We start from the raw sequence: 20,600 nt of genomic DNA, 5'->3' as shown, positions 1-20,600 counted from the left end.
GCTCTCTCCGTTTTTTGCGGCCGCCGTGCCAAGGTACGGCCGTCATTATGAGGAAGTCGGCAATCGTCAGTCGGCAGTCGGAACAAGCCCAATTGCCGACTGCCCAGCTGCCTACTGCCCTCAGTAGTGCTCTTCGAACCGCTTGGCGAGATCGTCGATGTTCTCGGGCGGCCAGCCGGGCACTTCCATGCCGAGATGCAGGCCCATCTGCGCGAGAACTTCCTTGATCTCGTTGAGCGACTTGCGCCCGAAATTCGGTGTGCGGAGCATTTCCGCCTCGGATTTCTGGATGAGATCGCCGATATAGACGATGTTGTCGTTCTTCAGGCAGTTCGCGGAGCGCACCGACAGCTCGAGCTCCTCGACCTTCTTCAGCAGCGCCGGGTTGAAGGCGAGCTGCGGGATCGAGGGCGCGGCTTCTTCGCGGCGCGGCTCTTCGAAATTGACGAAGACGTTGAGCTGATCCTGGAGAATGCGCGCGGCGTAGGCGAGCGCGTCCTCAGGACTCACCGCGCGATTTGTCTCGATGGTGAGCGTGAGCTTGTCGTAGTCGAGCACTTGGCCTTCGCGCGTGTTCTCGACGCGATAGCTGACCTTCTTGACCGGCGAATAGAGGCTGTCGACCGGAATGAAGCCAATGGGCGCGTCCTCGGCGCGATTGCGCTCGGCGGGCGCATAACCCTTTCCCGTGCTGATCGTGAACTCGACCCTGATCTCCGCGCCTTCGTCGAGCGTGCAGATCGCCAAGTCGGGATTGAGGATCTGAACGTCGCCGGTCGTTTGAATATCGCCTGCCGTGACGACGCCCGGACCCTGCTTCTTCAAGGCGAGGCGCTTGGGGCCTTCGCCCTGATATTTGACGGCGATGTCCTTGATGTTGAGCACGATGTCGGTCACGTCCTCGCGCACGCCCGGGATCGACGAGAATTCGTGCAGGACGCCGTCGATGTGAATCGAGGTGATCGCGGCGCCTTGCAGCGACGAGAGCAGAATGCGGCGCAGCGAGTTGCCGAGCGTCTGACCAAAGCCGCGCTCCAAAGGCTCCGCTATCGCGGTCGCCTCTCGTCGCGGGTCGTCGCCGGGAATCACGACCAGCTTGTTTGGCCGAATGAGTTCCTGCCAATTTTTCTGGATGCTCACTTTTGGCGCCTTTCGGGGAGTGGCGAGAACTTAATTACGAGGAACGTTCAGCGAAACGCAGGGCGGCTCTGACGAGCCGGCCTCTCGCCCCGGCTCAGACGCGCCTTCGCTTGCGTGGACGGCAGCCGTTGTGCGGGATGGGGGTCACGTCGCGAATGGAGGTCACCGTGAACCCCGCCGCCTGCAGGGCGCGTAGCGCCGACTCACGGCCCGAGCCGGGGCCGGAGACCTCGACCTCGAGCGAGCGAACCCCGTGCTCTCCAGCCTTGCGCGCCGCATCTTCGGCCGCCATCTGCGCCGCGTAAGGCGTCGATTTGCGCGAGCCTTTGAAGCCCATCGTGCCGGCGGACGACCAGGAGACGGTATTACCCTGGGCGTCGGTGATGGTGATCATCGTATTGTTGAACGTCGAGTTCACATGCGCGACGCCGGATGCGATATTCTTGCGTTCCCTGCGGCGGACGCGAGCGGGTTCTTTGGCCATGGTCTTGTCCTTCGAGCGCGCCCGTAGTGCCAGGCGCTAAGGGTTGAGGTGAACAAAGCGCGAGCGGAGCAGCTTACGGAACCTGTAGTCCGCGCCGCGACCGCTCTGGCTTCTAAATTACTTCTTCTTGCCGGCGATCGGCTTCGCCTTGCCCTTGCGGGTGCGGGCGTTGGTGTGCGTGCGCTGGCCACGAACCGGCAATTGCCGACGGTGCCGGAGGCCGCGATAGCAGCCAAGGTCCATCAGGCGCTTGATGTTGATCGCAACCTCGCGACGCAGGTCGCCTTCGACCATGTAGTCGCGGTCGATCGTCTCGCGAATTTGCAGCACTTCCGCGTCGGTGAGCTCGGAAACGCGCCGCTCGGAGGGGATTTTCACCTTGTCGCAGATCTCCTGCGCGATCTTGGGACCCACGCCATGAATATATTGGAGCGCGATGACGACGCGCTTGGAAGTCGGGATATTTACGCCGGCGATACGGGCCACTGTCTCTTCTCCATGGTTGAGCGCCTAACGGCGCAGTAAGGCGGAGGCTCGGTTCCTCCGCGCCAATCCGCGTCCGGTGGAGACCGGCCCTTGCGGATTCCGCGCTCTGGCAGAGCAGCAAACGCAAAAACACGCAGCGCCCGGCAAGCGGGCGCTCACGTCTCTTCGCGTTGGCGTCGCATAAGCTTCGCTCGATTGCGTGTCAAGAAAAATCTGCGGCGACGCCGAAAAAGTTTCCCGAAGGCCGTCGCCGTGGATGAGAAATCGGATCAAGCGGCCAAGGCCGCATCGACCGCGCGCGCGACGTCTTCGATCGGGGCCATGCCGTCCACCTGTTTCAGCGCCTGCTTACCGGAGTAGTAGGCCGAGACCGGAGCCGTTTGCTTCCGATAGGCGTCAACCCGAGTCTTGAGGGTCTCGGGATTGTCGTCGACCCGAACGCAGCCGCCGGCCTCCAAAGTCTCGCGAATGCGATTTTCGACGCGCTTCAACAGCATGGCCTCGTCAACGACGAGCTCGATGACCGCGTCGAGCCGCATGCGCTTGGCTTCGAGTAACGCGTCCAGCGCTTCCGCTTGAGCTACGGTACGCGGAAACCCGTCGAGGATGAAGCCGTTCGTCGCATCCGGGCCGTCGAGGCGTGCGTCGATGAGCTCGATGACGAGGTGATCGGGGACGAGCTCTCCGCGGTCCATGATCTCCTTGGCCTTAACCCCAAGCGGCGAGCCCGCGGCGACCGCGGCGCGCAGCATGTCGCCCGTCGAGAGCTGAACGATGCCCCATTTGGCGACGAGCCTCTGGGCCTGCGTTCCCTTGCCCGCCCCCGGCGGCCCGAGGAGCACGAGCCTCATCGACTGCGTTTCCCGCCACGGAGCCGGCTCTTGCGGATCGCCCGCTCATACTCGCCGGCGTTTAAATGGCCATAGATCTGCGCGACCGTGTCCATCGTGACGCTGACGACGATCAGGAGCGAGGTGCCGCCGAAGTAGAAAGGCACATTGGCGTAGGAGATGAGCATCTCCGGCAAGAGACAGATCACCGCGAGATAGGCCGCGCCGAGCACCGTGATGCGCATCAGGACCGAGTCAATCTCCTTAGCGGTGCGTTCGCCGGGACGGATTCCGAGCAGGAAGCCGCCGTGCTTCTTGAGATTATCGGCCGTCTCGGCCGGGTTGAACACGATCGCAGTATAGAAGAAGGCGAAGAATACGATCAGCCCGACATAGGCGATCATATAAAGCGGGCGCCCGTGCCCGAAATAGGCCGAGACCACGGCAAGCCAGCTGTCGGAACCCTGCGTCTGATAGAAATTCGCGACCGTCGTCGGGAGCAACAGCAGCGACGAGGCGAAGATCGGCGGGATGACGCCCGAGGTGTTCAGCTTCAGCGGCAGGAAGGATGTCTGCCCCTCATAGACCCGATTGCCCTGCTGGCGCTTGGGATAAGTGATGAGCAACCGACGCTGCGCGCGCTCCATGAACACGATAAAGCCGATCACCAAGAAGCACATGATGATCACGCCGATGATCGCGCCCGTCGAAATGGCGCCTTGACGCCCCATCTCGAGCATTTGCACGGTAGCGCTTGGGAAGGCGGCGACAATGCCCGCGAAGATGATCAGCGAAGAGCCGTTGCCGATCCCCCGCGAGGTGATCTGCTCGCCAAGCCACATCAGGAACATGGTGCCGCCGACAAGCGTGACGACCGTGCTCATGCGAAAGAAAAGGCCCGGATCAGTGACGACCCCTTGCTGGCCTTCGAGCCCGACCGCCATGCCATAGGCCTGGAAAGTCGCAAGCACGACCGTCAGATAGCGCGTATATTGGTTGAGGACCTTTTTCCCCTGCTCGCCTTCTTTCTTCACAGCTTCCAACGTCGGAATGACCGTGGTGAGCAGCTGGATGATGATCGAGGCCGAAATATACGGCATGATGTTCAGCGCAAAGATCGCGCGCCGCTGCACGGCGCCGCCGGCGAACATGTTGAACAGCTCGAGCACGCCCTTCGATTGGCCGAAGAAGCTCTTCGCGAAGGCGTCGGGGTCAATGCCGGGGAGCGGGACATAAGTCCCGAGCCGGTAAACGACGAGCGCGGCCAGCGTGAACCAGATGCGCTGCTTGAGCTCCTCATTCTTCAGGAAGTTGGAGACGTTGACGTTGGCCGCGAGCTGTTCGGCTGCCGATGCCATGGCGGCGATCCCTTTCCCCTTGCCGTTCCGGTCGCGAACCGAAAGGGCGCTTTTTGTTGTCGTTGTCTCTCTCGGTCACGCTGCGGTTGGGCGAAATCGCTCAAACGCAGATAACATGATCAAATCCAATGCCTTAAAGCGCTATTCGCGCGAAAACCGGTTTCCACTTTTTCGCATCGCGCTCTAGGCGACGGCGTAGCGGCCGCTAAACCGCTTCCCGATCGCATGGATTCACGCGATCGAAAAGGACTGAGCTCCAGATCAAAAACTCGGAGCTGTCACGGAAAACTGTTTCGCACTTTTCCGTGACAGCTCTAGCGCCATTTCGGCAGAAGGAAAATAAGCGCGAGCGTCGCCCGCGCAAGGGCGGGCGAGACCTGCGCTTCTACTCCGCCGACGCCGCGGCGTTGGCAAGCAGCGTCACCTTGCCGCCCGCGCCCTCGATCGCAGCGATCGCCCCCTTCGAGGCGGCGGCGACCTCGAAAGCGAGCTTTGCGGTAAGCGCGCCCTGGCCGAGGATCTTGACGCCGTCGCGCGGCTTGCTGATCACGCCCGCCGCGAGAAGCGCGTCCTGCGTCACAACAGCCTGAACGTCGAGCTTTCCGGCCTCCACAGCCTGTTGGATGCGGCCGAGGTTCACTTCGTTATAATCCGTCGGAAACGGATTGTGGAAGCCGCGCTTCGGCAGGCGACGATGCAGCGGCATTTGACCGCCTTCGAAGCCTTTCACCGCCACGCCGGTGCGGGCCTTCTGGCCCTTGACGCCACGTCCGCCGGTCTTGCCCTTGCCTGAGCCGATGCCGCGTCCGACGCGCATGCGGTTCTTGCTGGAGCCAGGATTGTCCGAGATGTCGTTGAGCTTCACCATCGCTGCGCCCTCACTTCTCGTCGACGATTTTGATGAGATGCGCGACCTTGGCGATCAGCCCGCGCACGGCCGGCGTGTCTTCGAGGGTGCGACGTCGACCAATGCGCGTCAGCCCCAGCCCGCGCAGCGTCTGGCGCTGCCGCTCCGGGCGCCCGATCGCGCTTCCCGTCTGCTCCACGGTGACTGTCTTTTGCTTCGTCATCTGCGTTCCTCCCGTCACGCTTCGACGGCTTCAGCGTCAACGCCGTGGCGACGGGCCTGCAAGGCCGAAACCTTCAGCGTGCGGCGGGCGGCGACGGCGCGCGGCGAGTCTTCGCGCGCCAATGCGTCGAAAGTCGCTCGGATCATATTGTAGGGGTTCGAAGAGCCCTGGCTCTTGGCCACGACGTCATGCACGCCGAGCGTCTCGAACACGGCGCGCATCGGGCCGCCGGCGATGATGCCGGTGCCGGGGGGCGCGGCGCGCAGCACGACGCGTCCCGCTCCGTGCCGCCCGTTCACATCGTGATGCAGCGTGCGGCCCTCGCGCAGCGGCACCCGGATCAGCGCGCGTTTCGCGGCGTCCGTCGCCTTACGGATCGCCTCCGGCACTTCGCGCGCCTTGCCGTGGCCAAAGCCGACGCGTCCCTTTTGATCGCCGACGACGACGAGCGCGGCAAAGCCGAAGCGGCGACCGCCCTTCACGACCTTCGCGACGCGATTGATGTGAACCAGCCGGTCCACGAATTCGCTGTCGCGATCCTCTCTATCGCGATCGCGTCCGCGACCGCCTTCAGCTTCACGCGCCATTCTTTTCTTCCGTCACTTACGCAGCCACCCGGCCGCTCGCTTCGTGCGTCACATCCCCGGCGGGGTTGCGCCTTAAAACTCGAGGCCGCCTTCGCGCGCCCCTTCGGCCAACGCCTTCACGCGGCCGTGATACATATAACCGCCGCGATCGAACACCACGGCCTTCAGGCCCTTGGCGACGGCGCGCTCTGCGATGAGCTTGCCCACCTCTTTGGCGGCTTCTATGTTCGCCCCGGTTTTCAGCTTCTCGCGGTTCTCTTTTTCCATCGAGGAGGCGGCCACCACGGTCACCCCCTGCTCGTCGTCGATGATCTGCGCATAGATCTGCTTCGACGAGCGGAAAACCGAAAGCCGCGGCCGTCCGAAGGCGCGCGCGCGCAGGGCGCGGCGAACCCGCTGCTTGCGACGCGTTTCCAGCTCTATGTTGCTCGACATCGGTCCGATCCTTATTTCTTCTTGCCTTCCTTGCGGAAGATGAATTCGTCGACGTATTTCACGCCCTTGCCCTTATAGGGCTCGGGGCCGCGCAGGGCGCGTATCTCCGCAGCGGTCTGGCCGACCTGTTGCTTGTCGATACCGCTGATCGTGATTTCCGTGGGCTTGGGCGTCACGATCGTGAGACCCGCCGGAATCGGAAAATTCACATCATGCGAGTACCCAAGCGCGAGCTGCAGGTTCTTGCCCTGCACGGCAGCGCGGTAGCCGACGCCGGTGATCTCGAGCTTCTTCTCAAAACCCTTGGTCACGCCGATCACAATGTTGTTCACACGCGCGCGCGCCGTGCCCCAAAGCGCCCGCGCGCGCTTGGTGTCGCCGCGCGGATCGACCTTGATGGCGTTGTCTTCCTGCGCCACCGACACCTCGTCGGGGACGAGAAATTCGAGCTGCCCCTTCGCGCCCTTCACGGTGACGAGCTGGCCGTCGACCTTGGCGGTCACCCCGGCCGGCACGACGACGGGCTTTTTACCGATACGAGACATGGTCTTTCGTTCCTTAAAGAGTCGTCCTGCAGGGTTAGAACACCCGACAGAGCAGCTCGCCGCCCACATTCTTCTCGCGCGCGACATGATCCGCCATGACGCCTTTAGACGTCGAGACGATGATCACGCCAAGCCCATTGGCGACGCGCGGGACGCTCGCGACATCCGCATAGACGCGGCGGCCAGGACGCGAGACGCGCTCGATTTCCTTAATCGCCGGCTGACCGTCGAAATACTTAAGCTCGATTTCGAATTCGGTGCGGCCGTCGCCGAAATCCGTGGTCGAATAACCGCGGATGTAGCCTTCATCCTTCAACACGTCGAGGACGTTCGCCCGGAGCTTCGAGCCGGGCGAGGACACTTTGTCCTTGCGCCGCATTTGCGCGTTGCGAATTCTTGTCAGCAAATCGCCGAGCGGATCGTTGATCGCCATTGTTCCGCTCTCCTTACCAGCTGGACTTCACGAGACCCGGCACGAGGCCGCGGGAGCCGAGCTCGCGCAATGCGATGCGCGACATCTTGAGCTTGCGATAGTAGGCGCGCGGGCGGCCCGACACTTCGCACCGATTGCGAATCCGATTCGCCGCGGAATTGCGCGGGAGCTCCGCGAGCTTGAGATGCGCCTCGAAACGCTCTTCCGCCGTCAAGCTCTCATCCTTGGTGCGAGCCTTCAGCCGCGCCCGCCTTCCGGCGAGCGACTTCACGAGCTTCTCCTTGCGCTTATTATTCTCGACCGCGCTCTTCTTGGCCATACTCGTCCTGCCTCTTCAGTTACCGCGTTTGAGGGCGCCGGGCCCTCACTGCCGGAACGGGAAATTAAACGCCTTCAACAAGGCGCGTGCTTCTTCGTCGGTCTTCGCCGTCGTGCATACGATCACGTCGAGGCCGAGGATGGACTCGGCCTTGTCATAGTCGATTTCCGGGAACACGATGTGCTCCTTTATGCCCAGCGCGTAATTGCCGCGACCGTCGAAGGACTTCGGATTGAGCCCGCGAAAGTCGCGCACGCGCGGCAAGGCCACCGTGATCAGACGGTCGAGGAATTCATACATGCGGGTCTTCCGCAAGGTCACCTTTGCGCCGATGGGCATGTTCTCGCGCACCTTGAAGGTCGAGATCGCCTTGCGCGCGCGCGTCACCACGGGCTTTTGCCCGGCGATCAGCGCGAGATCGCCCGCGGCGGCTGTGACCTTTTTCGTGTCGTTGACCGCCTCGCCCACGCCCATGTTGAGCACGATCTTGTCGATCGTCGGCACTTCCAGCGCGTTCTTGTAGCCGAACTGTTCCGTCAAGGCCGGCCGCACGACTTCCTCGAAGTGCTTCTTCAGGCGCGGCGCGTAAGAGGTCGGAAGCTCCGCTTTCTCGTGCGCGTCGCTCGACGCTGCAGAAGAAGCCGCCCTGGCCTTCTTGGACTCGCCGCCCTTCTTCGCGTCGGCGTTCTTGGCCGCGCTCTTCGCTTTCTTATCCTCAGCCATCGATCAGCTCTCCCGAACGCTTGGCGAATCTGACCTTGCGGCCGTCTTCCAAAATCTTGAACCCGACCCGCGTCGGTTTGCCGTCCTTGGGATCGATTATGGCGAGGTTCGACAGATCGATCGGCGCAGACTTGGTGATGATGCCGGCCTCGCGGTCACGAGTCTGGCGTTGATGGCGCTTCACCTGATTCACGCCATCGACCACGGCCCGTCCCTCGTCGGGATGCACGCGCAGCACCTCGCCGGTGCGACCCTTGTCGCGTCCCGCGATGACGACCACCTTGTCGCCTCTTTTGATCTTGGCGGCCATCACAACACCTCCGGCGCGAGCGAGATGATCTTCATGTGGTTCTTGGCGCGAAGCTCGCGCGGGACGGGTCCGAAGATACGCGTCCCGATCGGCTCCTTCTGATTGTTGATCAGAACCGCGGCATTGGAGTCGAAGCGGATCGTCGAGCCATCGGCGCGATGAATGTCCTTGGCGGTGCGCACTACGACGGCCTTCAGCACGTCGCCCTTCTTCACGCGGCCCCGCGGAATCGCCTCTTTGATCGAGACGACGATAATATCGCCCACGCCCGCGTATTTGCGTTTCGAGCCGCCCAGCACCTTGATGCACATGACCCGTCGCGCGCCGGAGTTATCGGCGACATCGAGATTTGTCTGCATCTGTATCATGGCATATCCGCCTTGGTTGTTCCGCTTCGGGCTTCAGCGCGATTGACGCTCTGACGGCCGAGTCCAAAATTATTCCGCGCCGCTCAAGCCTTGGCTGCACGTTCAACGACGCGCCATCGCTTGAGCCTCGAGATCGGGGCTGTTTCCTCGATCATGACCTCGTCGCCAACCTTAAAGGCTCCCGCCTCGTCATGAGCGTGGTAGTTTTTGGTGCGGCGCACGGTCTTCTGCAGCAGCGGATGCGTGAAACGGCGCTCGACCTTCACGACCACGGTCTTCTGCTGCTTGTCGCTGACGACGACGCCCTGGAGAATTCGCTTCGGCATGGCCTTCAATCAACCCTTCTGATGGCTGCGCGCCTGTGCGGCGATCGTCTGGACTCTCGCGACGTCGCGTCTGACGACGCGCACGCGGGAGGAGTTCTCGAGCTGGCCGGTGGCCCGCTGGAAGCGAAGGTTGAACTGCTCCTTCTTCAGCTTCAGGAGCTCATCGTTCAATTGATCCTCGCTCAACGCGCGAAGATCCGACATGCGCTGCTTGCTCTTCATGGCGTTTGATCCTCACTCCGAAATGCGTTGGATGAAGCGCGTCTTGATCGGCAGCTTGGCGGCGGCAAGATCGAGCGCTTCGCGAGCGAGAGGCGCCGGCACGCCGTCGATCTCGAACATGATGCGGCCGGGGGCCACGCGCACCGCCCAAAATTCTGGCGCTCCCTTGCCCTTGCCCATGCGCACCTCGGTCGGCTTCTTGGAGACCGGCACATCCGGGAAGATGCGGATCCACACGCGCCCGGCGCGCTTCATATGGCGCGTCATGGCGCGACGCGCCGCTTCGATCTGGCGCGCGGTGATGCGCTCCGGCTCCATCGCCTTCAGACCGAACTGGCCGAAGTTGAGCAAAAAACCGCCTTTTGCGGCGCCCCGGATCCGACCCTTGAAGGCCTTCCGGAATTTGGTGCGTTTGGGTTGCAGCATCGTTCGTGCTTTCGTCAGGCGTGGCTGGGCTTAGGCCGCGTCGCGGTCGCGGTCGCGGTCGCGCCGACGACCCCGATCCCGGTCGCGATCACGCTCGCCATGATGATGATCGCTTCCCCCCTGCTCGGCGAAGCGCTTGTCCTGCGCCATCGGATCATGCTCGAGGATCTCGCCTTTGAAGATCCAAACCTTGATCCCACAGGTTCCATAGGCTGTGTGCGCCGTCGCGACGCCATAGTCCACGTCCGCGCGCAAAGTGTGCAGCGGCACGCGTCCTTCGCGATACCATTCCAGGCGAGCGATCTCCGCGCCGCCCAGCCGGCCTGAGCAGTTGATGCGAATACCCTGCGCGCCAAGCCGCATGGCCGACTGCACGGCGCGCTTCATCGCGCGGCGAAAGGCGACGCGACGCTCGAGCTGCTGGGCGATCGAATCCGCGACAAGCGTCGCCTCGATCTCTGGCTTGCGCACCTCGACGATATTGATCACGACCTCGCTCGTGGTGAGCTTGCCGACGAGCCTGCGGATCTTCTCGATGTCCGCGCCCTTCTTGCCGATCACGACGCCAGGGCGCGCCGAATAGATCGTGACACGGCACTTGCGGTGCGGACGCTCGATAACAATTCGCGAAACCGCCGCCTGCTTGAGCGCTTTGGAGATCGCCGCGCGGATCGCCATGTCCTCGTGCAGCAGCTTGCCGTATTCGTTCTTGGCTGCGAACCAACGGGAATCCCAGGTTCGGTTGACGCCGAGGCGCAGCCCGATCGGATTGACCTTCTGACCCATGACGCGCTCCTCAGGCCTGTGACTGCGTGGCGACTTCGCGCACGATGATCGTGAGATTGGCGAAAGGCTTCTCGATGCGTCCGGCGCGGCCGCGCGCCCTGGCCTGATGCCGCTTCATCACCATGTCCTTGCCGACGAAAGCCTGCGCCACGATGAGATCATCGACGTCGAGATCGTGATTGTTCTCGGCGTTGGCGATCGCGCTCTCCAGCGTCTTGCGTACGTCGAGGGCGCTGCGCTTTCTCGAGAATTCGAGATCGGCGAGCGCGCGCTCGACCTTCTTGCCGCGGATGAGCTGCGCGAGCAGATTGAGCTTTTGCGGGGAGACGCGCAGCATGCGCGCCACCGCCTTCGCCTCGTTCTCGCCCAATCTCGGCGGATTCTTTTCCTTCGACATCCGCTTAGCCTCTCTTCGCCTTCTTGTCCGCCGCGTGGCCATGGAAGGTGCGCGTCGGAGCAAATTCGCCGAACTTGTGCCCGATCATGTCTTCGCTGACGTTGACGGGAATGTGCTTGTGACCGTTATGCACGCCAAAGGTGAGGCCCACGAATTGCGGAAGGATCGTGGAGCGGCGGCTCCAGATCTTGATGACTTCCGAGCGGCCGGACGCGCGCGAGGCTTCGGCCTTCTTGAGCAGATAGCCGTCGACGAACGGACCTTTCCGGATTGAACGCGCCATGGATCAGCCCTTCTTCTTCTTGACATGCCGCGAGGACACGATGAATCGATCGGTCGCCTTGTTGCTGCGAGTCTTCTTGCCCTTGGTCGGCTTGCCCCAGGGCGTGACAGGATGCCGGCCGCCCGAGGTGCGGCCCTCGCCGCCGCCATGCGGATGGTCGATCGGGTTCATCGTGACGCCGCGGTTGTGCGGTCGACGCCCAAGCCAGCGCGAACGACCCGCCTTGCCGATGGAGATGTTCATGTGATCGGGATTAGAAACCGACCCCACCGTTGCGAAGCATTGTCCGTGCACCAGACGCTGCTCGCCGGAGTTGAGGCGGAGAATCACATATCCCTGATCACGGCCGACGATCTGCGCATAGGTGCCAGCCGAACGCGCGATCGCTCCGCCCTTGCCGATCTTCATTTCGACATTATGGATGATCGTGCCGACCGGAATATTGGCAATCGGCATCGCATTGCCGGGCTTGACGTCCACCTGCTGGCCGGAGATCACCACGTCGCCGACGGCGAGTCGCTGCGGCGCGAGAATGTAGGACAGCTCGCCGTCCTGATAGCGGATCAAGGCGATGAAGGCCGTGCGGTTCGGATCATATTCAAGGCGCTCGACCTTTGCCGGCACGTCGGCCTTGCGGCGCTTGAAGTCGACAAGACGATAGGCCTGCTTATGGCCGCCGCCACGGAAGCGCACGGTCACTCGACCTGCGTTGTTGCGGCCGCCCTTCGAGCTCTTCCCCTCGGTCAGCGTCTTTACCGGCTTGCCCTTATACAGGTCCTTGCGGTCGACGATGACGAGCTGACGAAGGCTCGGCGTGACCGGCTTGAATGTCTTCAGCGCCATGATTGCATCCTCTCAGCCTTCCGTCACAGTCCGGTCGTCACGTCGATCTTATGGCCATCAGCCAGAGTCACGACTGCTTTCTTCACGTCGCTCTGCTTGCCGCGAACGCCGCGAAAAGCTTTGGTCTTCCCCATGGTCACGAGCGTGTTGACGCCGACGACCTTCACGTCGAAGAGGCCCTCGATCGCCGCTTTGATTTGCGGCTTCGTCGCCTTGCGCGCGACCTCGAAAACGAACTGATTGTGCTCTGCCGCGGTCGTGGCCTTCTCGGTGACGACCGGCGCGACGATCACGTCGTAATGACTCGGGTTCTTGCTCATTTCAGCCGCGCCTCCAGCGCGTCCACCGCCGAGCGGGTCAGGACCAGCTTCTCGCGACGCAGGATGTCATAAACGTTGACGCCTTCGACCGGCAGCACGTCGACCTTCGGAATGTTTCGCGCCGCGAGCGCGAAGTTCTCCTGCAGCGCGCCGCCGTCGATGATCAGCGCGCTTGTGATCCCCGTCTTATCGAAGCCGGCCTTCAAAACCTTGGTCTTGGGGGCGTCGAGCTGCGCGTTCTCCCAGACGACGATGGCGCCGTCCTTGGCCTTGGCGGAGAGCGCATGCCGAAGCGCAAGCGCCTTCACCTTCTTGTTGAGATCGTGCTCGTGACTGCGCACTTGCGGACCGAACGCTCGGCCGCCGCCGACGAATTGCGGCGCGCGCTTGGAGCCGTGGCGAGCGCCGCCCGTGCCCTTTTGCTTATACATTTTCGCGCCAGTGCGCGCGATATCCGCGCGGTTCTTGACCGCATGGGTGCCAGCCCGGCGCTTGGCGAGCTGCCAGCGGATCATGCGCGCGATGAGGTCCGGGCGCGGCTCGAGGCCGAAGACCGCGTCGGAAAGCTCGATCGAGCCGGCCGACTGTCCATCAAAGGAGATGACGTCGAGTTTCAAGGGGTCAGTCCTCCGTCTTCTCTTGCGACTCTTGCGGCGCAGGCGCTTCGGCCGCCGACTCCGCGACCCGGAACTTGCCAGGCTTCGGCGCTTCGGCCGGGAGCGCCCGCTTGATCGCGTCGCGGAGATAAATCCACCCGCCGGCGTGGCCGGGCACAGCGCCCTGCACGATGACAAGGCCCCGCTCCACGTCGGTGCGCACCACTTTCAGATTGAGCGTGGTGACGCGATCCACGCCCATGTGGCCGGCCATCTTCTTGTTCTTGAAGGTCTTGCCGGGATCCTGACGGCCGCCGGTCGAACCATGCGAGCGATGCGAGACCGAGACACCGTGCGTCGCGCGCAAGCCGCCGAAGTTCCAACGCTTCATCGGGCCGGCGAAGCCCTTGCCGATCGTGGTGCCGGTCGCGTCGACATATTGGCCGACGACGAAGTGATCGGCGGTGATCTCCGCTCCGATCGGCGGGAGACTCTCCTCGTCCACACGGAACTCGACGAGCTTCATGCGCGGCTCGACCTTGGCGACCGCGAAACGGCCACGCTCGGCTTTCGACACATTCTTCACCTTCGCCCGGCCCGCGCCGAGCTGCACGGCCGTGTAGCCGTTCTGCTCCTTGGTACGATGGGCGACGACCTGGCAGCCGTCGAGCTTCAGCACCGTCACCGGCACATGCTCGCCCGCATCGTTGAAGATGCGGGTCATTCCGACCTTTTGCGCGATAACGCCCGATCGCATGGCTTACTTCCTTCGCAAGGCGCTCTTGCGCCCGGTTGTCTTCTTACAGCTTGATCTCAACGTCGACGCCTGCGGCGAGGTCGAGCTTCATGAGAGCGTCCACTGTCTGCGGCGTGGGATCGACGATGTCGAGAACCCGCTTGTGCGTCCTGATCTCGAATTGCTCACGCGACTTCTTGTCGACATGCGGCGAGCGGTTCACCGTGAACTTCTCGATACGCGTCGGCAGCGGAATCGGGCCGCGAACCTGCGCGCCCGTGCGCTTGGCCGTCGAGACGATTTCCTTCGTCGACGTATCGAGAATCCGGTGATCGAACGCCTTGAGACGAATCCGGATGTTCTGACCGTTCATAGTCTCTTCCTCGATGGACCGCGATCCGACGGGATCGCCCTCTCCGAGCCGCGGCCCAAGAGGCCCGCGGCTCGCTTCATGCCGAATGCGAGCCACTTTGACTCGCGGTCCATGATCCTTATTCGATGATGCTGGCGACGACGCCGGCGCCGACGGTTCTGCCGCCTTCGCGGATGGCGAAGCGCAGCTTCTCCTCCATGGCGATCGGAACGATCAGCGCCACCTCCATCGAGATGTTGTCGCCCGGCATCACCATCTCAACGCCTTCCGGCAGAGTCACCACGCCCGTCACGTCCGTCGTGCGGAAGTAGAATTGCGGACGGTAATTCGTGAAGAACGGCGTGTGACGCCCGCCCTCTTCCTTCGTCAGGATGTAGGCTTCCGCCTTGAATTTCGTGTGCGGCTTCACCGTGCCGGGCTTGCACAGAACCTGTCCGCGCTCCACTTCCTCGCGCTTCGTGCCGCGCAGCAGGCAACCCACGTTGTCGCCCGCCTCGCCCTGGTCCAGCAGCTTGCGGAACATCTCGACGCCCGTCACCGTCGACTTCGACGTCGGACGGATGCCCACGATCTCCACTTCCTCGCCGACCTTGATCACGCCGCGCTCGATGCGCCCCGTCACCACCGTGCCGCGGCCCGAGATCGAGAACACGTCTTCCACCGGCATCAGGAACGGCTGATCCTTCGGACGCTCCGGCTGCGGAATATAGTCGTCGACCGTCTTCATCAGCGCGAGGATCGCGTCATGGCCGATCTCGGGCGTCTTGTTCTCCAGCGCCGCCAGCGCCGACCCCTTCGTGATCGGAATGTCGTCGCCCGGGAACTCATATTTGCTGAGCAGCTCGCGAACCTCGAGCTCCACCAGCTCGAGCAGCTCCGGATCGTCGACCATGTCGACCTTGTTCAAAAACACCACCAGCGCCGGAACGCCCACCTGGCGCGCCAGAAGGATGTGCTCGCGCGTCTGCGGCATCGGGCCGTCGGCGGCCGAGACCACCAGGATCGCGCCGTCCATCTGCGCCGCGCCCGTGATCATGTTCTTCACATAGTCGGCGTGGCCGGGGCAGTCGACATGCGCGTAATGCCGCTTCGAGGTCTCATATTCGACATGAGCCGTCGAGATCGTGATGCCGCGCGCTCGCTCCTCCGGAGCCTTGTCGATCTGATCGTAGGCCGTGAACGTCGCTCCGCCCGTCTCCGCCAGAACCTTGGTGATCGCCGCCGTCAGCGACGTCTTGCCGTGGTCCACGTGACCGATCGTCCCAATGTTGCAGTGCGGCTTCGTGCGTGAGAACTTTTCCTTGGCCATGGCCGTCTCCTTGGTCGTTCCGACGTTAGGTGCTGAGTGGTCCGGTTTACTTGGGCGAAAGCTTCTTCAGCTCGCTGTCCGGCGCCTGCTCGTAGTGAGAAAACTGCATCGTGTAGTTGGCGCGGCCTTGCGTGAAGGAGCGCAACTGGTTGACGTAGCCGAACATGTTGGCGAGCGGCACCATGGCGTCGATCACGACGGCGTTCGCGCGCATATCCTGGCCTTGAATCTGTCCGCGGCGGGAATTGATGTCGCCGATGACGGAGCCCGTATATTCTTCGGGCGTCACAACCTCGACCTTCATGATCGGCTCGAGCAACACCGAGCCGCCCTTTTGCAGCGCTTCACGCGTCGCGGCGCGCGAGGCGATCTCGAAGGCCAAGACCGAAGAGTCGACGTCGTGGAAGGCGCCGTCGATGAGCGTCGCCTTGAGGTCGACCACCGGGAAGCCCGCGAGGACGCCGGAACCAACGACCGACTGAATCCCCTTGTCCACGCCGGGGATGTACTCCTTCGGCACCGCGCCGCCGACGATCTGGCTCTCGAAGGTGTTGCCGACGCCGGGCTCGTTCGGTTCAAAGATGATTTTCACACGCGCGAACTGGCCGGTGCCGCCGGTCTGCTTCTTATGCGTGTAGTCGATCTCGGCGCGCTTCGAGAGGCGCTCGCGATAGGCCACCTGCGGCTTGCCGATATTGGCGTCGACCTTGTAGGTGCGCTTTAAAATGTCGACCTTGATGTCGAGATGCAGCTCGCCCATGCCCTTGAGGATGGTCTGGCCGCTTTCCTGATCGGTCGTGACGCGGAAGGACGGATCTTCGGCGGCGAGCTTCGAAAGCGCGACGCCGAGCTTCTCCTGATCGGCCTTCGACTTCGGCTCGATCGCGATCTCGATGACGGGCTCGGGGAACTCCATGCGCTCGAGGATCACGGACTTCTGCGGATCGCAGAGCGTGTCGCCGGTGCGGGTGTCCTTCAAGCTCGCGAGCGCCACGATGTCGCCGGCGTAGGCTTCCTTGATGTCCTCGCGGTTGTTGGCGTGCATGAGCAGCATGCGGCCAACCCGCTCTTTCTTGTCCTTGGTCGAGTTGATCACCGTCGAGCCGGACTCGATCTTGCCGGAATAGACGCGGCAGAAGGTGATCGTGCCGACGAAGGGGTCGTCCATGATCTTGAAAGCGAGCATGGAGAAGGGTTCGTCGTCGGAGGGCTTGCGCACGATCTCCGCGCCCGAGTCCATGTCGACGCCCTTGATGGCTTCTCTGTCGATCGGCGAGGGCAGATAATAGACGACGGCGTCCAGCAGCGGCTGCACGCCCTTGTTCTTGAAGGCCGAGCCGCAGAAGACCGGCACGAAGTGGATCTTCTGCACGGCGAGGCGGATCAGGCGGCGCAGCGTGTCGTCGTCCGGCTCCTGGCCGTCGAGATAGGCGCCCATCGCGTCGTCATCGAGCTCGACCGCCGCCTCGATCAGATGCGTGCGATATTCCTTGGCCTGATCGAGGAGCTCGGCCGGGATTTCTTCGTCGTGATATTTTGCGCCGAGACCTTCGTCTTCCCAAACGACGGCCTTCATACGGATAAGGTCGATCACGCCCTTGAAATTGTTCTCGGAGCCGATCGGCAGCTGGACGCAGACCGGCCGGCCGCCGACGCGCGTCTCGATCTCTTTCACACAGCGGAAGAAGTCTGCGCCGATCTTGTCCATCTTATTGACGAAGACAATGCGCGGAACCTTGTACTTATCGGCCTGACGCCAGACGGTCTCGGTCTGCGGCTCGACGCCCTGGTTGCCGTCGAGCACGCAAACGGCGCCGTCGAGCACGCGCAGGCTGCGCTCGACCTCGATCGTGAAGTCGACGTGGCCGGGCGTGTCGATGATGTTCAGGCGCTTGCCGTTCCAGAAAGTCGTCGTCGCGGCGGAGGTGATGGTGATGCCGCGCTCCTGCTCCTGCTCCATCCAGTCCATCGTCGCGGCGCCTTCATGCACCTCGCCGATTTTGTGGCTCTTGCCGGAGTAGTAGAGGATGCGTTCGGTCGTCGTCGTCTTGCCCGCATCGATGTGGGCCATGATGCCGAAGTTGCGGTAGTCCTCGATCGGATGGGAACGGGGCATGGAGTCGTCCTCAGGAGAGTCGGGGGGTTACCAGCGATAATGCGAGAAGGCGCGGTTGGCTTCCGCCATCCGGTGCGTATCCTCGCGCTTTTTGACCGCAGCGCCACGATTGTTCGAAGCGTCGAGCAGCTCCGCCGAGAGGCGATCGACCATGGTCTTGTCGTTGCGACCGCGCGCGGCCGTGATGATCCAACGGATCGCCAGAGCCTGCCGACGCTCGTTGCGGACCTCGACCGGCACCTGATAGGTGGCGCCGCCGACGCGCCGCGAGCGCACCTCGATCGAGGGCGCGACATTTTCGAGCGCAGCCTTGAAGACGCCGAGCGGATCGGTCTTCGCCTTCGCCTCGATCTGGTCGAACGCGCCGTAGACGATCGACTCGGCGACGGACTTCTTGCCGTCGTACATGATCGAGTTCATGAATTTCGCGAGAACCAGATCGCCAAATTTGGCGTCCTCGATGACTTCCCGCTTCTCGGCTTTGTGACGTCGCGACATGACCTGCGCTCCTTACTTCGGACGCTTCGCGCCGTATTTCGAACGGCGTTGCTTACGGTCCTTGACGCCCTGCGTGTCGAGGACGCCGCGCAGAATGTGATAACGCACGCCGGGCAGATCCTTGACGCGGCCGCCGCGGATCATGACCACCGAGTGCTCCTGGAGGTTATGACCCTCGCCGGGAATGTAGCCGATGACCTCGAAGCCGTTGGTGAGGCGAACCTTGGCGACCTTGCGGAGCGCCGAGTTCGGCTTCTTCGGGGTCGTCGTATAGACGCGCGTGCATACGCCGCGCTTCTGCGGACAGGCGCCGAGGTGGCGGGCCTTCTCGCGGTATGTCTTCGGTTGCCGCGGCTTGCGGATCAACTGGCTGATCGTCGGCATCAAGCGTTCCTTCGCGGGTGCGAATGGGTGTCTCAAGGTTTCGCCTGCGCCATTAGGCGCAAACGATAATGGCGCGCTCGGCCGATTGGCGGCCGAGGCGCTTTCAATGCAGAGGATCCCGAAGGTGAGTTCGGGATCGTGCCTTCCTGACCCGAACCCCAAGAGGCGCGGGAGCGATTACCAACCGAGTGGCGTTCACAGGCAAGGCGACAGCGTTTAGCACCGAAGTGTCTGAGACGAGTCGTCTCTGACGGCGTGGCGCTACAGCCAGTCGAAAGCAGGGCTCGTATTAAGCGGGAGTTTTGACACGGTCAAGCGGAGATTGGGGCGGGGAGGAAGAAATTTATTGAGAAATTCGATGATCGGCCTCGCATGTTGGCCAAGGCTGGGGCGATGTCATCCCATCCATTCACGGCTTGCGCCAAGTGCTTGCCTTTCAGAAACGTTGAGTAAATGGCGTTTTCCGCGCCGGCGACGCCGGCGAAGGCGCCATCTCCAAAGTGCTTTCCGCCGCCGGACATCAGGTAGTCATCACGGCTCGTTACGCTTACGGGTTCGGCGAAAGTGGCGTTAATTGTCTCGCCCAGCAGACTCCGCGCGCGCCATATCGTCGCCAACCCGCCCTATGGGCGCGGGCTTGCCGACGCCTCACGCTGAAGGCTTTGGCGTTGACTCGGCAGACCGGCGGGAAAACCGCCTTGCTGCTCAATCTGGCCTCGCTTTGCCATCCGAGCCGGACGGCATTCTGGCAGCGCAACCGACCGGCGCGGATTTACGCGATCGACGCCGTCGTGTGCTGGCCAGAGCATCGCTACGGGCAGGCTCCCGACGTTTTCACGCGGCATCGCTATTGCTGGGTCGTGTGGAGCCCCGATCACCACGGCGCGCCGTCATTCGGATGGTTGTCGGCCGGAGACTTCCGCAGCGGGTAGCGAACGGCGCGAGGCCGCGTCCGCAGGGGCGCGGCCTTTTCCGCGCAAAAATCCTTCGCCATGAAGCCGAAAACCAGCTAGATTTTGAATATAACCGTCCCTGATTATCAGTCTTTGATGCTTTCCGTCCCCTTGGCAAAGTAAAATGTCAGAAACGCTTCAGAACATTCTATTTATTCCCCTCTCTCTGGCCGCTCTTGCTGGACTGCTTTGGCTTATGGCCAAGGCCGAAGACAGGCGACGCGCCAGAATGACGCCGGAGCAGCGCCAGAGCGAAGAAGACGATTGGATTCATCAACAATGGTAGACTTGACGAAACCACCACGCATTCAAGGCGACGCGCGATTGCAGGGGATAGCTTGTGCTTTGGGCGAACTCGCGGAAACGCACAAGGAACCCGCCCTTGCCAAGAGGGTTTTGGCCTCTCTGGGTTTGACGATTGAGGACTTGCGCGCGGCGGGAGCCGACCCGCACGACCTCACGCTTTTGAGATGAGGCATTCGTGCGCGCCGTCTTCATTCCCGACAGAGACCGCAAGCAATTCAGCACCCGCAAAGTCAGCACTCGCAAGGAAGCCGAGCAGGACGCGCCGCCTTGGGCTATCCGCTTCGCCAGAGTCATGGGCGGCTTTATGGCTTTCGACAGTCAGGCGGCGCTCGACGAATGGCTAGCGCGCGCGGAGAGGCTACGCGCGCAGGGTGTCGCGGTTTAAAGCCTTATGCGACTTTCGCGGGCTCTGTTGCATTAAGCCGGTTTGGGCGAAAATTCTCAAAATCGGCCACTGATTTTGTGGGCGCTTCTCGGCTCGCTTCGGCCGATTTTCCGGCAATGCAACAGTGCCATCGGCTGACGGTAACTTGCGTCCCTACCGCGCTCGATTCCGCGTAACCCCTTGCGAAAACGCGCGCCGCTGTTCATGCGCATGAAAGTGGTTGACAATGCGCATTTTTTGTCCATAATGCGCG

Annotated in this window: 33 protein-coding genes; 3 read left to right on the top strand and 30 right to left on the bottom strand. The window is 62.6% G+C overall.

The window, feature by feature from the left end:
- Positions 1-120: 120 nt before the first annotated feature.
- The 30 genes from QMG80_RS08375 to rpsL form a co-directional block, all read right to left on the bottom strand.
- Positions 121-1,140 (bottom strand): DNA-directed RNA polymerase subunit alpha, encoded by a 1,020-nt coding sequence (locus tag QMG80_RS08375; protein ID WP_085772410.1) that lies wholly within the window; start codon positions 1,138-1,140, stop codon positions 121-123.
- Positions 1,141-1,234: 94 nt separating this feature from the next.
- Positions 1,235-1,624: a 30S ribosomal protein S11 gene (rpsK, locus tag QMG80_RS08370; protein WP_085772409.1), complete on the bottom strand. Its 390-nt coding sequence runs from the start codon at positions 1,622-1,624 to the stop codon at positions 1,235-1,237.
- A gap of 117 nt (positions 1,625-1,741) precedes the next feature.
- The gene (rpsM, locus tag QMG80_RS08365; RefSeq protein ID WP_085772408.1) at positions 1,742-2,110 is read right to left on the bottom strand and encodes a 30S ribosomal protein S13; all 369 of its coding nucleotides are present in this window, start codon (positions 2,108-2,110) and stop codon (positions 1,742-1,744) included.
- A gap of 269 nt (positions 2,111-2,379) precedes the next feature.
- Complete coding sequence (locus tag QMG80_RS08360) at positions 2,380-2,961, bottom strand: adenylate kinase (protein WP_085772407.1); 582 nt, start codon at positions 2,959-2,961, stop codon at positions 2,380-2,382.
- Positions 2,958-4,298 (bottom strand): preprotein translocase subunit SecY, encoded by a 1,341-nt coding sequence (gene secY / locus QMG80_RS08355; protein ID WP_085772406.1) that lies wholly within the window; start codon positions 4,296-4,298, stop codon positions 2,958-2,960. Before secY ends, QMG80_RS08360 begins: the two co-directional genes overlap by 4 nt.
- Positions 4,299-4,683: 385 nt before the next feature.
- Positions 4,684-5,163, bottom strand: coding sequence for a 50S ribosomal protein L15 (gene rplO, locus QMG80_RS08350; RefSeq protein ID WP_085773757.1), 480 nt, complete (start codon positions 5,161-5,163; stop codon positions 4,684-4,686).
- A 13-nt stretch (positions 5,164-5,176) separates the two neighbouring features.
- Positions 5,177-5,368 (bottom strand): 50S ribosomal protein L30, encoded by a 192-nt coding sequence (rpmD, locus tag QMG80_RS08345; protein ID WP_085772404.1) that lies wholly within the window; start codon positions 5,366-5,368, stop codon positions 5,177-5,179.
- 14 nt (positions 5,369-5,382) lie between these two features.
- Positions 5,383-5,955 (bottom strand): 30S ribosomal protein S5, encoded by a 573-nt coding sequence (gene rpsE / locus QMG80_RS08340; protein ID WP_085772403.1) that lies wholly within the window; start codon positions 5,953-5,955, stop codon positions 5,383-5,385.
- A gap of 72 nt (positions 5,956-6,027) precedes the next feature.
- The gene (gene rplR, locus QMG80_RS08335) at positions 6,028-6,390 is read right to left on the bottom strand and encodes a 50S ribosomal protein L18 (RefSeq protein ID WP_085772402.1); all 363 of its coding nucleotides are present in this window, start codon (positions 6,388-6,390) and stop codon (positions 6,028-6,030) included.
- An 11-nt stretch (positions 6,391-6,401) separates the two neighbouring features.
- Positions 6,402-6,935: a 50S ribosomal protein L6 gene (gene rplF, locus QMG80_RS08330; protein WP_085772401.1), complete on the bottom strand. Its 534-nt coding sequence runs from the start codon at positions 6,933-6,935 to the stop codon at positions 6,402-6,404.
- A 34-nt stretch (positions 6,936-6,969) separates the two neighbouring features.
- Positions 6,970-7,368: a 30S ribosomal protein S8 gene (rpsH, locus tag QMG80_RS08325; RefSeq protein WP_085772400.1), complete on the bottom strand. Its 399-nt coding sequence runs from the start codon at positions 7,366-7,368 to the stop codon at positions 6,970-6,972.
- 13 nt (positions 7,369-7,381) lie between these two features.
- Positions 7,382-7,687 (bottom strand): 30S ribosomal protein S14, encoded by a 306-nt coding sequence (gene rpsN, locus QMG80_RS08320; protein WP_085772399.1) that lies wholly within the window; start codon positions 7,685-7,687, stop codon positions 7,382-7,384.
- Positions 7,688-7,732: 45 nt separating this feature from the next.
- Positions 7,733-8,410 carry a 50S ribosomal protein L5 gene (gene rplE, locus QMG80_RS08315; RefSeq protein ID WP_085772398.1) on the bottom strand — a complete coding sequence of 226 codons (678 nt, stop codon included), beginning with the start codon at positions 8,408-8,410 and terminating at the stop codon, positions 7,733-7,735.
- Positions 8,403-8,720 (bottom strand): 50S ribosomal protein L24, encoded by a 318-nt coding sequence (rplX, locus tag QMG80_RS08310; protein WP_085772397.1) that lies wholly within the window; start codon positions 8,718-8,720, stop codon positions 8,403-8,405. The genes rplE and rplX overlap by 8 nt, the downstream gene beginning before the upstream one ends.
- The gene (gene rplN / locus QMG80_RS08305) at positions 8,720-9,088 is read right to left on the bottom strand and encodes a 50S ribosomal protein L14 (RefSeq protein ID WP_085772396.1); all 369 of its coding nucleotides are present in this window, start codon (positions 9,086-9,088) and stop codon (positions 8,720-8,722) included. Before rplN ends, rplX begins: the two co-directional genes overlap by 1 nt.
- Before the next feature lie 83 nt (positions 9,089-9,171).
- On the bottom strand, positions 9,172-9,414 hold the full coding sequence (gene rpsQ, locus QMG80_RS08300) for a 30S ribosomal protein S17 (RefSeq protein WP_085773756.1): 243 nt from the start codon (positions 9,412-9,414) through the stop codon (positions 9,172-9,174).
- Between the two features lie 9 nt (positions 9,415-9,423).
- Positions 9,424-9,636 (bottom strand): 50S ribosomal protein L29, encoded by a 213-nt coding sequence (gene rpmC, locus QMG80_RS08295; RefSeq protein ID WP_085772395.1) that lies wholly within the window; start codon positions 9,634-9,636, stop codon positions 9,424-9,426.
- A gap of 12 nt (positions 9,637-9,648) precedes the next feature.
- Complete coding sequence (rplP, locus tag QMG80_RS08290) at positions 9,649-10,062, bottom strand: 50S ribosomal protein L16 (RefSeq protein ID WP_085772394.1); 414 nt, start codon at positions 10,060-10,062, stop codon at positions 9,649-9,651.
- A gap of 30 nt (positions 10,063-10,092) precedes the next feature.
- Positions 10,093-10,848 (bottom strand): 30S ribosomal protein S3, encoded by a 756-nt coding sequence (rpsC, locus tag QMG80_RS08285; RefSeq protein WP_085772393.1) that lies wholly within the window; start codon positions 10,846-10,848, stop codon positions 10,093-10,095.
- A 10-nt stretch (positions 10,849-10,858) separates the two neighbouring features.
- A complete protein-coding gene (gene rplV / locus QMG80_RS08280; protein WP_085772392.1) occupies positions 10,859-11,245 on the bottom strand; it encodes a 50S ribosomal protein L22 in 387 nt (128 codons plus the stop codon).
- Positions 11,246-11,249: 4 nt separating this feature from the next.
- Entirely contained in the window at positions 11,250-11,528 is a 279-nt protein-coding gene (gene rpsS / locus QMG80_RS08275) for a 30S ribosomal protein S19 (RefSeq protein ID WP_085772391.1), read from the bottom strand.
- A gap of 3 nt (positions 11,529-11,531) precedes the next feature.
- Entirely contained in the window at positions 11,532-12,371 is an 840-nt protein-coding gene (gene rplB, locus QMG80_RS08270) for a 50S ribosomal protein L2 (RefSeq protein ID WP_085772390.1), read from the bottom strand.
- A gap of 23 nt (positions 12,372-12,394) precedes the next feature.
- A complete protein-coding gene (locus tag QMG80_RS08265) occupies positions 12,395-12,691 on the bottom strand; it encodes a 50S ribosomal protein L23 (RefSeq protein WP_085772389.1) in 297 nt (98 codons plus the stop codon).
- Positions 12,688-13,308 (bottom strand): 50S ribosomal protein L4, encoded by a 621-nt coding sequence (rplD, locus tag QMG80_RS08260; protein WP_085772388.1) that lies wholly within the window; start codon positions 13,306-13,308, stop codon positions 12,688-12,690. Before rplD ends, QMG80_RS08265 begins: the two co-directional genes overlap by 4 nt.
- A 4-nt stretch (positions 13,309-13,312) precedes the next feature.
- A complete protein-coding gene (gene rplC / locus QMG80_RS08255) occupies positions 13,313-14,044 on the bottom strand; it encodes a 50S ribosomal protein L3 (protein WP_085772387.1) in 732 nt (243 codons plus the stop codon).
- Positions 14,045-14,087: 43 nt separating this feature from the next.
- The gene (rpsJ, locus tag QMG80_RS08250) at positions 14,088-14,396 is read right to left on the bottom strand and encodes a 30S ribosomal protein S10 (protein WP_085773755.1); all 309 of its coding nucleotides are present in this window, start codon (positions 14,394-14,396) and stop codon (positions 14,088-14,090) included.
- A gap of 118 nt (positions 14,397-14,514) precedes the next feature.
- Positions 14,515-15,705 carry an elongation factor Tu gene (gene tuf, locus QMG80_RS08245; RefSeq protein ID WP_085772126.1) on the bottom strand — a complete coding sequence of 397 codons (1,191 nt, stop codon included), beginning with the start codon at positions 15,703-15,705 and terminating at the stop codon, positions 14,515-14,517.
- 46 nt (positions 15,706-15,751) lie between these two features.
- On the bottom strand, positions 15,752-17,821 hold the full coding sequence (fusA, locus tag QMG80_RS08240; RefSeq protein ID WP_085772386.1) for an elongation factor G: 2,070 nt from the start codon (positions 17,819-17,821) through the stop codon (positions 15,752-15,754).
- Between the two features lie 27 nt (positions 17,822-17,848).
- Positions 17,849-18,319 (bottom strand): 30S ribosomal protein S7, encoded by a 471-nt coding sequence (rpsG, locus tag QMG80_RS08235; RefSeq protein WP_085772385.1) that lies wholly within the window; start codon positions 18,317-18,319, stop codon positions 17,849-17,851.
- Between the two features lie 12 nt (positions 18,320-18,331).
- Entirely contained in the window at positions 18,332-18,703 is a 372-nt protein-coding gene (gene rpsL, locus QMG80_RS08230) for a 30S ribosomal protein S12 (RefSeq protein ID WP_085772384.1), read from the bottom strand.
- Positions 18,704-19,203: 500 nt separating this feature from the next.
- Between rpsL and QMG80_RS08225 the strand changes: the two genes are divergently transcribed.
- From QMG80_RS08225 to QMG80_RS08215, 3 genes are all read left to right on the top strand, one after another.
- Positions 19,204-19,635, top strand: coding sequence for a hypothetical protein (locus QMG80_RS08225; RefSeq protein WP_158658812.1), 432 nt, complete (start codon positions 19,204-19,206; stop codon positions 19,633-19,635).
- 145 nt (positions 19,636-19,780) lie between these two features.
- Entirely contained in the window at positions 19,781-19,942 is a 162-nt protein-coding gene (locus QMG80_RS08220) for a hypothetical protein (protein WP_158658811.1), read from the top strand.
- 195 nt (positions 19,943-20,137) lie between these two features.
- Positions 20,138-20,347 (top strand): hypothetical protein, encoded by a 210-nt coding sequence (locus tag QMG80_RS08215; RefSeq protein ID WP_085772380.1) that lies wholly within the window; start codon positions 20,138-20,140, stop codon positions 20,345-20,347.
- The last annotated feature ends 253 nt before the right edge of the window (positions 20,348-20,600 follow it).

Origin of the sequence: Methylocystis bryophila (genome assembly GCF_027925445.1) — a bacterium.
Lineage (GTDB): Bacteria > Pseudomonadota > Alphaproteobacteria > Rhizobiales > Beijerinckiaceae > Methylocystis > Methylocystis bryophila.
Note: the sequence above shows the minus strand (reverse complement) of the source record. Positions and strands in the feature narration are given on the sequence as shown.

What these genes read in the sequence shown, in the direction of transcription:
- rpsK (WP_085772409.1), bottom strand. Translation starts at nt 1,624, where the DNA reads ATGGCCAAAGAACCCGCTCGCGTCCGCCGCAGGGAACGCAAGAATATC.
- QMG80_RS08360 (WP_085772407.1), bottom strand. Translation starts at nt 2,961, where the DNA reads ATGAGGCTCGTGCTCCTCGGGCCGCCGGGGGCGGGCAAGGGAACGCAG.
- secY (WP_085772406.1), bottom strand. Translation starts at nt 4,298, where the DNA reads ATGGCATCGGCAGCCGAACAGCTCGCGGCCAACGTCAACGTCTCCAAC.
- rpmD (WP_085772404.1), bottom strand. Translation starts at nt 5,368, where the DNA reads ATGACGAAGCAAAAGACAGTCACCGTGGAGCAGACGGGAAGCGCGATC.
- rpsE (WP_085772403.1), bottom strand. Translation starts at nt 5,955, where the DNA reads ATGGCGCGTGAAGCTGAAGGCGGTCGCGGACGCGATCGCGATAGAGAG.
- rplR (WP_085772402.1), bottom strand. Translation starts at nt 6,390, where the DNA reads ATGTCGAGCAACATAGAGCTGGAAACGCGTCGCAAGCAGCGGGTTCGC.
- rplF (WP_085772401.1), bottom strand. Translation starts at nt 6,935, where the DNA reads ATGTCTCGTATCGGTAAAAAGCCCGTCGTCGTGCCGGCCGGGGTGACC.
- rpsH (WP_085772400.1), bottom strand. Translation starts at nt 7,368, where the DNA reads ATGGCGATCAACGATCCGCTCGGCGATTTGCTGACAAGAATTCGCAAC.
- rpsN (WP_085772399.1), bottom strand. Translation starts at nt 7,687, where the DNA reads ATGGCCAAGAAGAGCGCGGTCGAGAATAATAAGCGCAAGGAGAAGCTC.
- rplE (WP_085772398.1), bottom strand. Translation starts at nt 8,410, where the DNA reads ATGGCTGAGGATAAGAAAGCGAAGAGCGCGGCCAAGAACGCCGACGCG.
- rplX (WP_085772397.1), bottom strand. Translation starts at nt 8,720, where the DNA reads ATGGCCGCCAAGATCAAAAGAGGCGACAAGGTGGTCGTCATCGCGGGA.
- rplN (WP_085772396.1), bottom strand. Translation starts at nt 9,088, where the DNA reads ATGATACAGATGCAGACAAATCTCGATGTCGCCGATAACTCCGGCGCG.
- rpsQ (WP_085773756.1), bottom strand. Translation starts at nt 9,414, where the DNA reads ATGCCGAAGCGAATTCTCCAGGGCGTCGTCGTCAGCGACAAGCAGCAG.
- rpmC (WP_085772395.1), bottom strand. Translation starts at nt 9,636, where the DNA reads ATGAAGAGCAAGCAGCGCATGTCGGATCTTCGCGCGTTGAGCGAGGAT.
- rplP (WP_085772394.1), bottom strand. Translation starts at nt 10,062, where the DNA reads ATGCTGCAACCCAAACGCACCAAATTCCGGAAGGCCTTCAAGGGTCGG.
- rpsC (WP_085772393.1), bottom strand. Translation starts at nt 10,848, where the DNA reads ATGGGTCAGAAGGTCAATCCGATCGGGCTGCGCCTCGGCGTCAACCGA.
- rplV (WP_085772392.1), bottom strand. Translation starts at nt 11,245, where the DNA reads ATGTCGAAGGAAAAGAATCCGCCGAGATTGGGCGAGAACGAGGCGAAG.
- rpsS (WP_085772391.1), bottom strand. Translation starts at nt 11,528, where the DNA reads ATGGCGCGTTCAATCCGGAAAGGTCCGTTCGTCGACGGCTATCTGCTC.
- rplB (WP_085772390.1), bottom strand. Translation starts at nt 12,371, where the DNA reads ATGGCGCTGAAGACATTCAAGCCGGTCACGCCGAGCCTTCGTCAGCTC.
- QMG80_RS08265 (WP_085772389.1), bottom strand. Translation starts at nt 12,691, where the DNA reads ATGAGCAAGAACCCGAGTCATTACGACGTGATCGTCGCGCCGGTCGTC.
- rplC (WP_085772387.1), bottom strand. Translation starts at nt 14,044, where the DNA reads ATGCGATCGGGCGTTATCGCGCAAAAGGTCGGAATGACCCGCATCTTC.
- rpsJ (WP_085773755.1), bottom strand. Translation starts at nt 14,396, where the DNA reads ATGAACGGTCAGAACATCCGGATTCGTCTCAAGGCGTTCGATCACCGG.
- tuf (WP_085772126.1), bottom strand. Translation starts at nt 15,705, where the DNA reads ATGGCCAAGGAAAAGTTCTCACGCACGAAGCCGCACTGCAACATTGGG.
- fusA (WP_085772386.1), bottom strand. Translation starts at nt 17,821, where the DNA reads ATGCCCCGTTCCCATCCGATCGAGGACTACCGCAACTTCGGCATCATG.
- rpsG (WP_085772385.1), bottom strand. Translation starts at nt 18,319, where the DNA reads ATGTCGCGACGTCACAAAGCCGAGAAGCGGGAAGTCATCGAGGACGCC.
- rpsL (WP_085772384.1), bottom strand. Translation starts at nt 18,703, where the DNA reads ATGCCGACGATCAGCCAGTTGATCCGCAAGCCGCGGCAACCGAAGACA.
- QMG80_RS08220 (WP_158658811.1), top strand. Translation starts at nt 19,781, where the DNA reads ATGTCAGAAACGCTTCAGAACATTCTATTTATTCCCCTCTCTCTGGCC.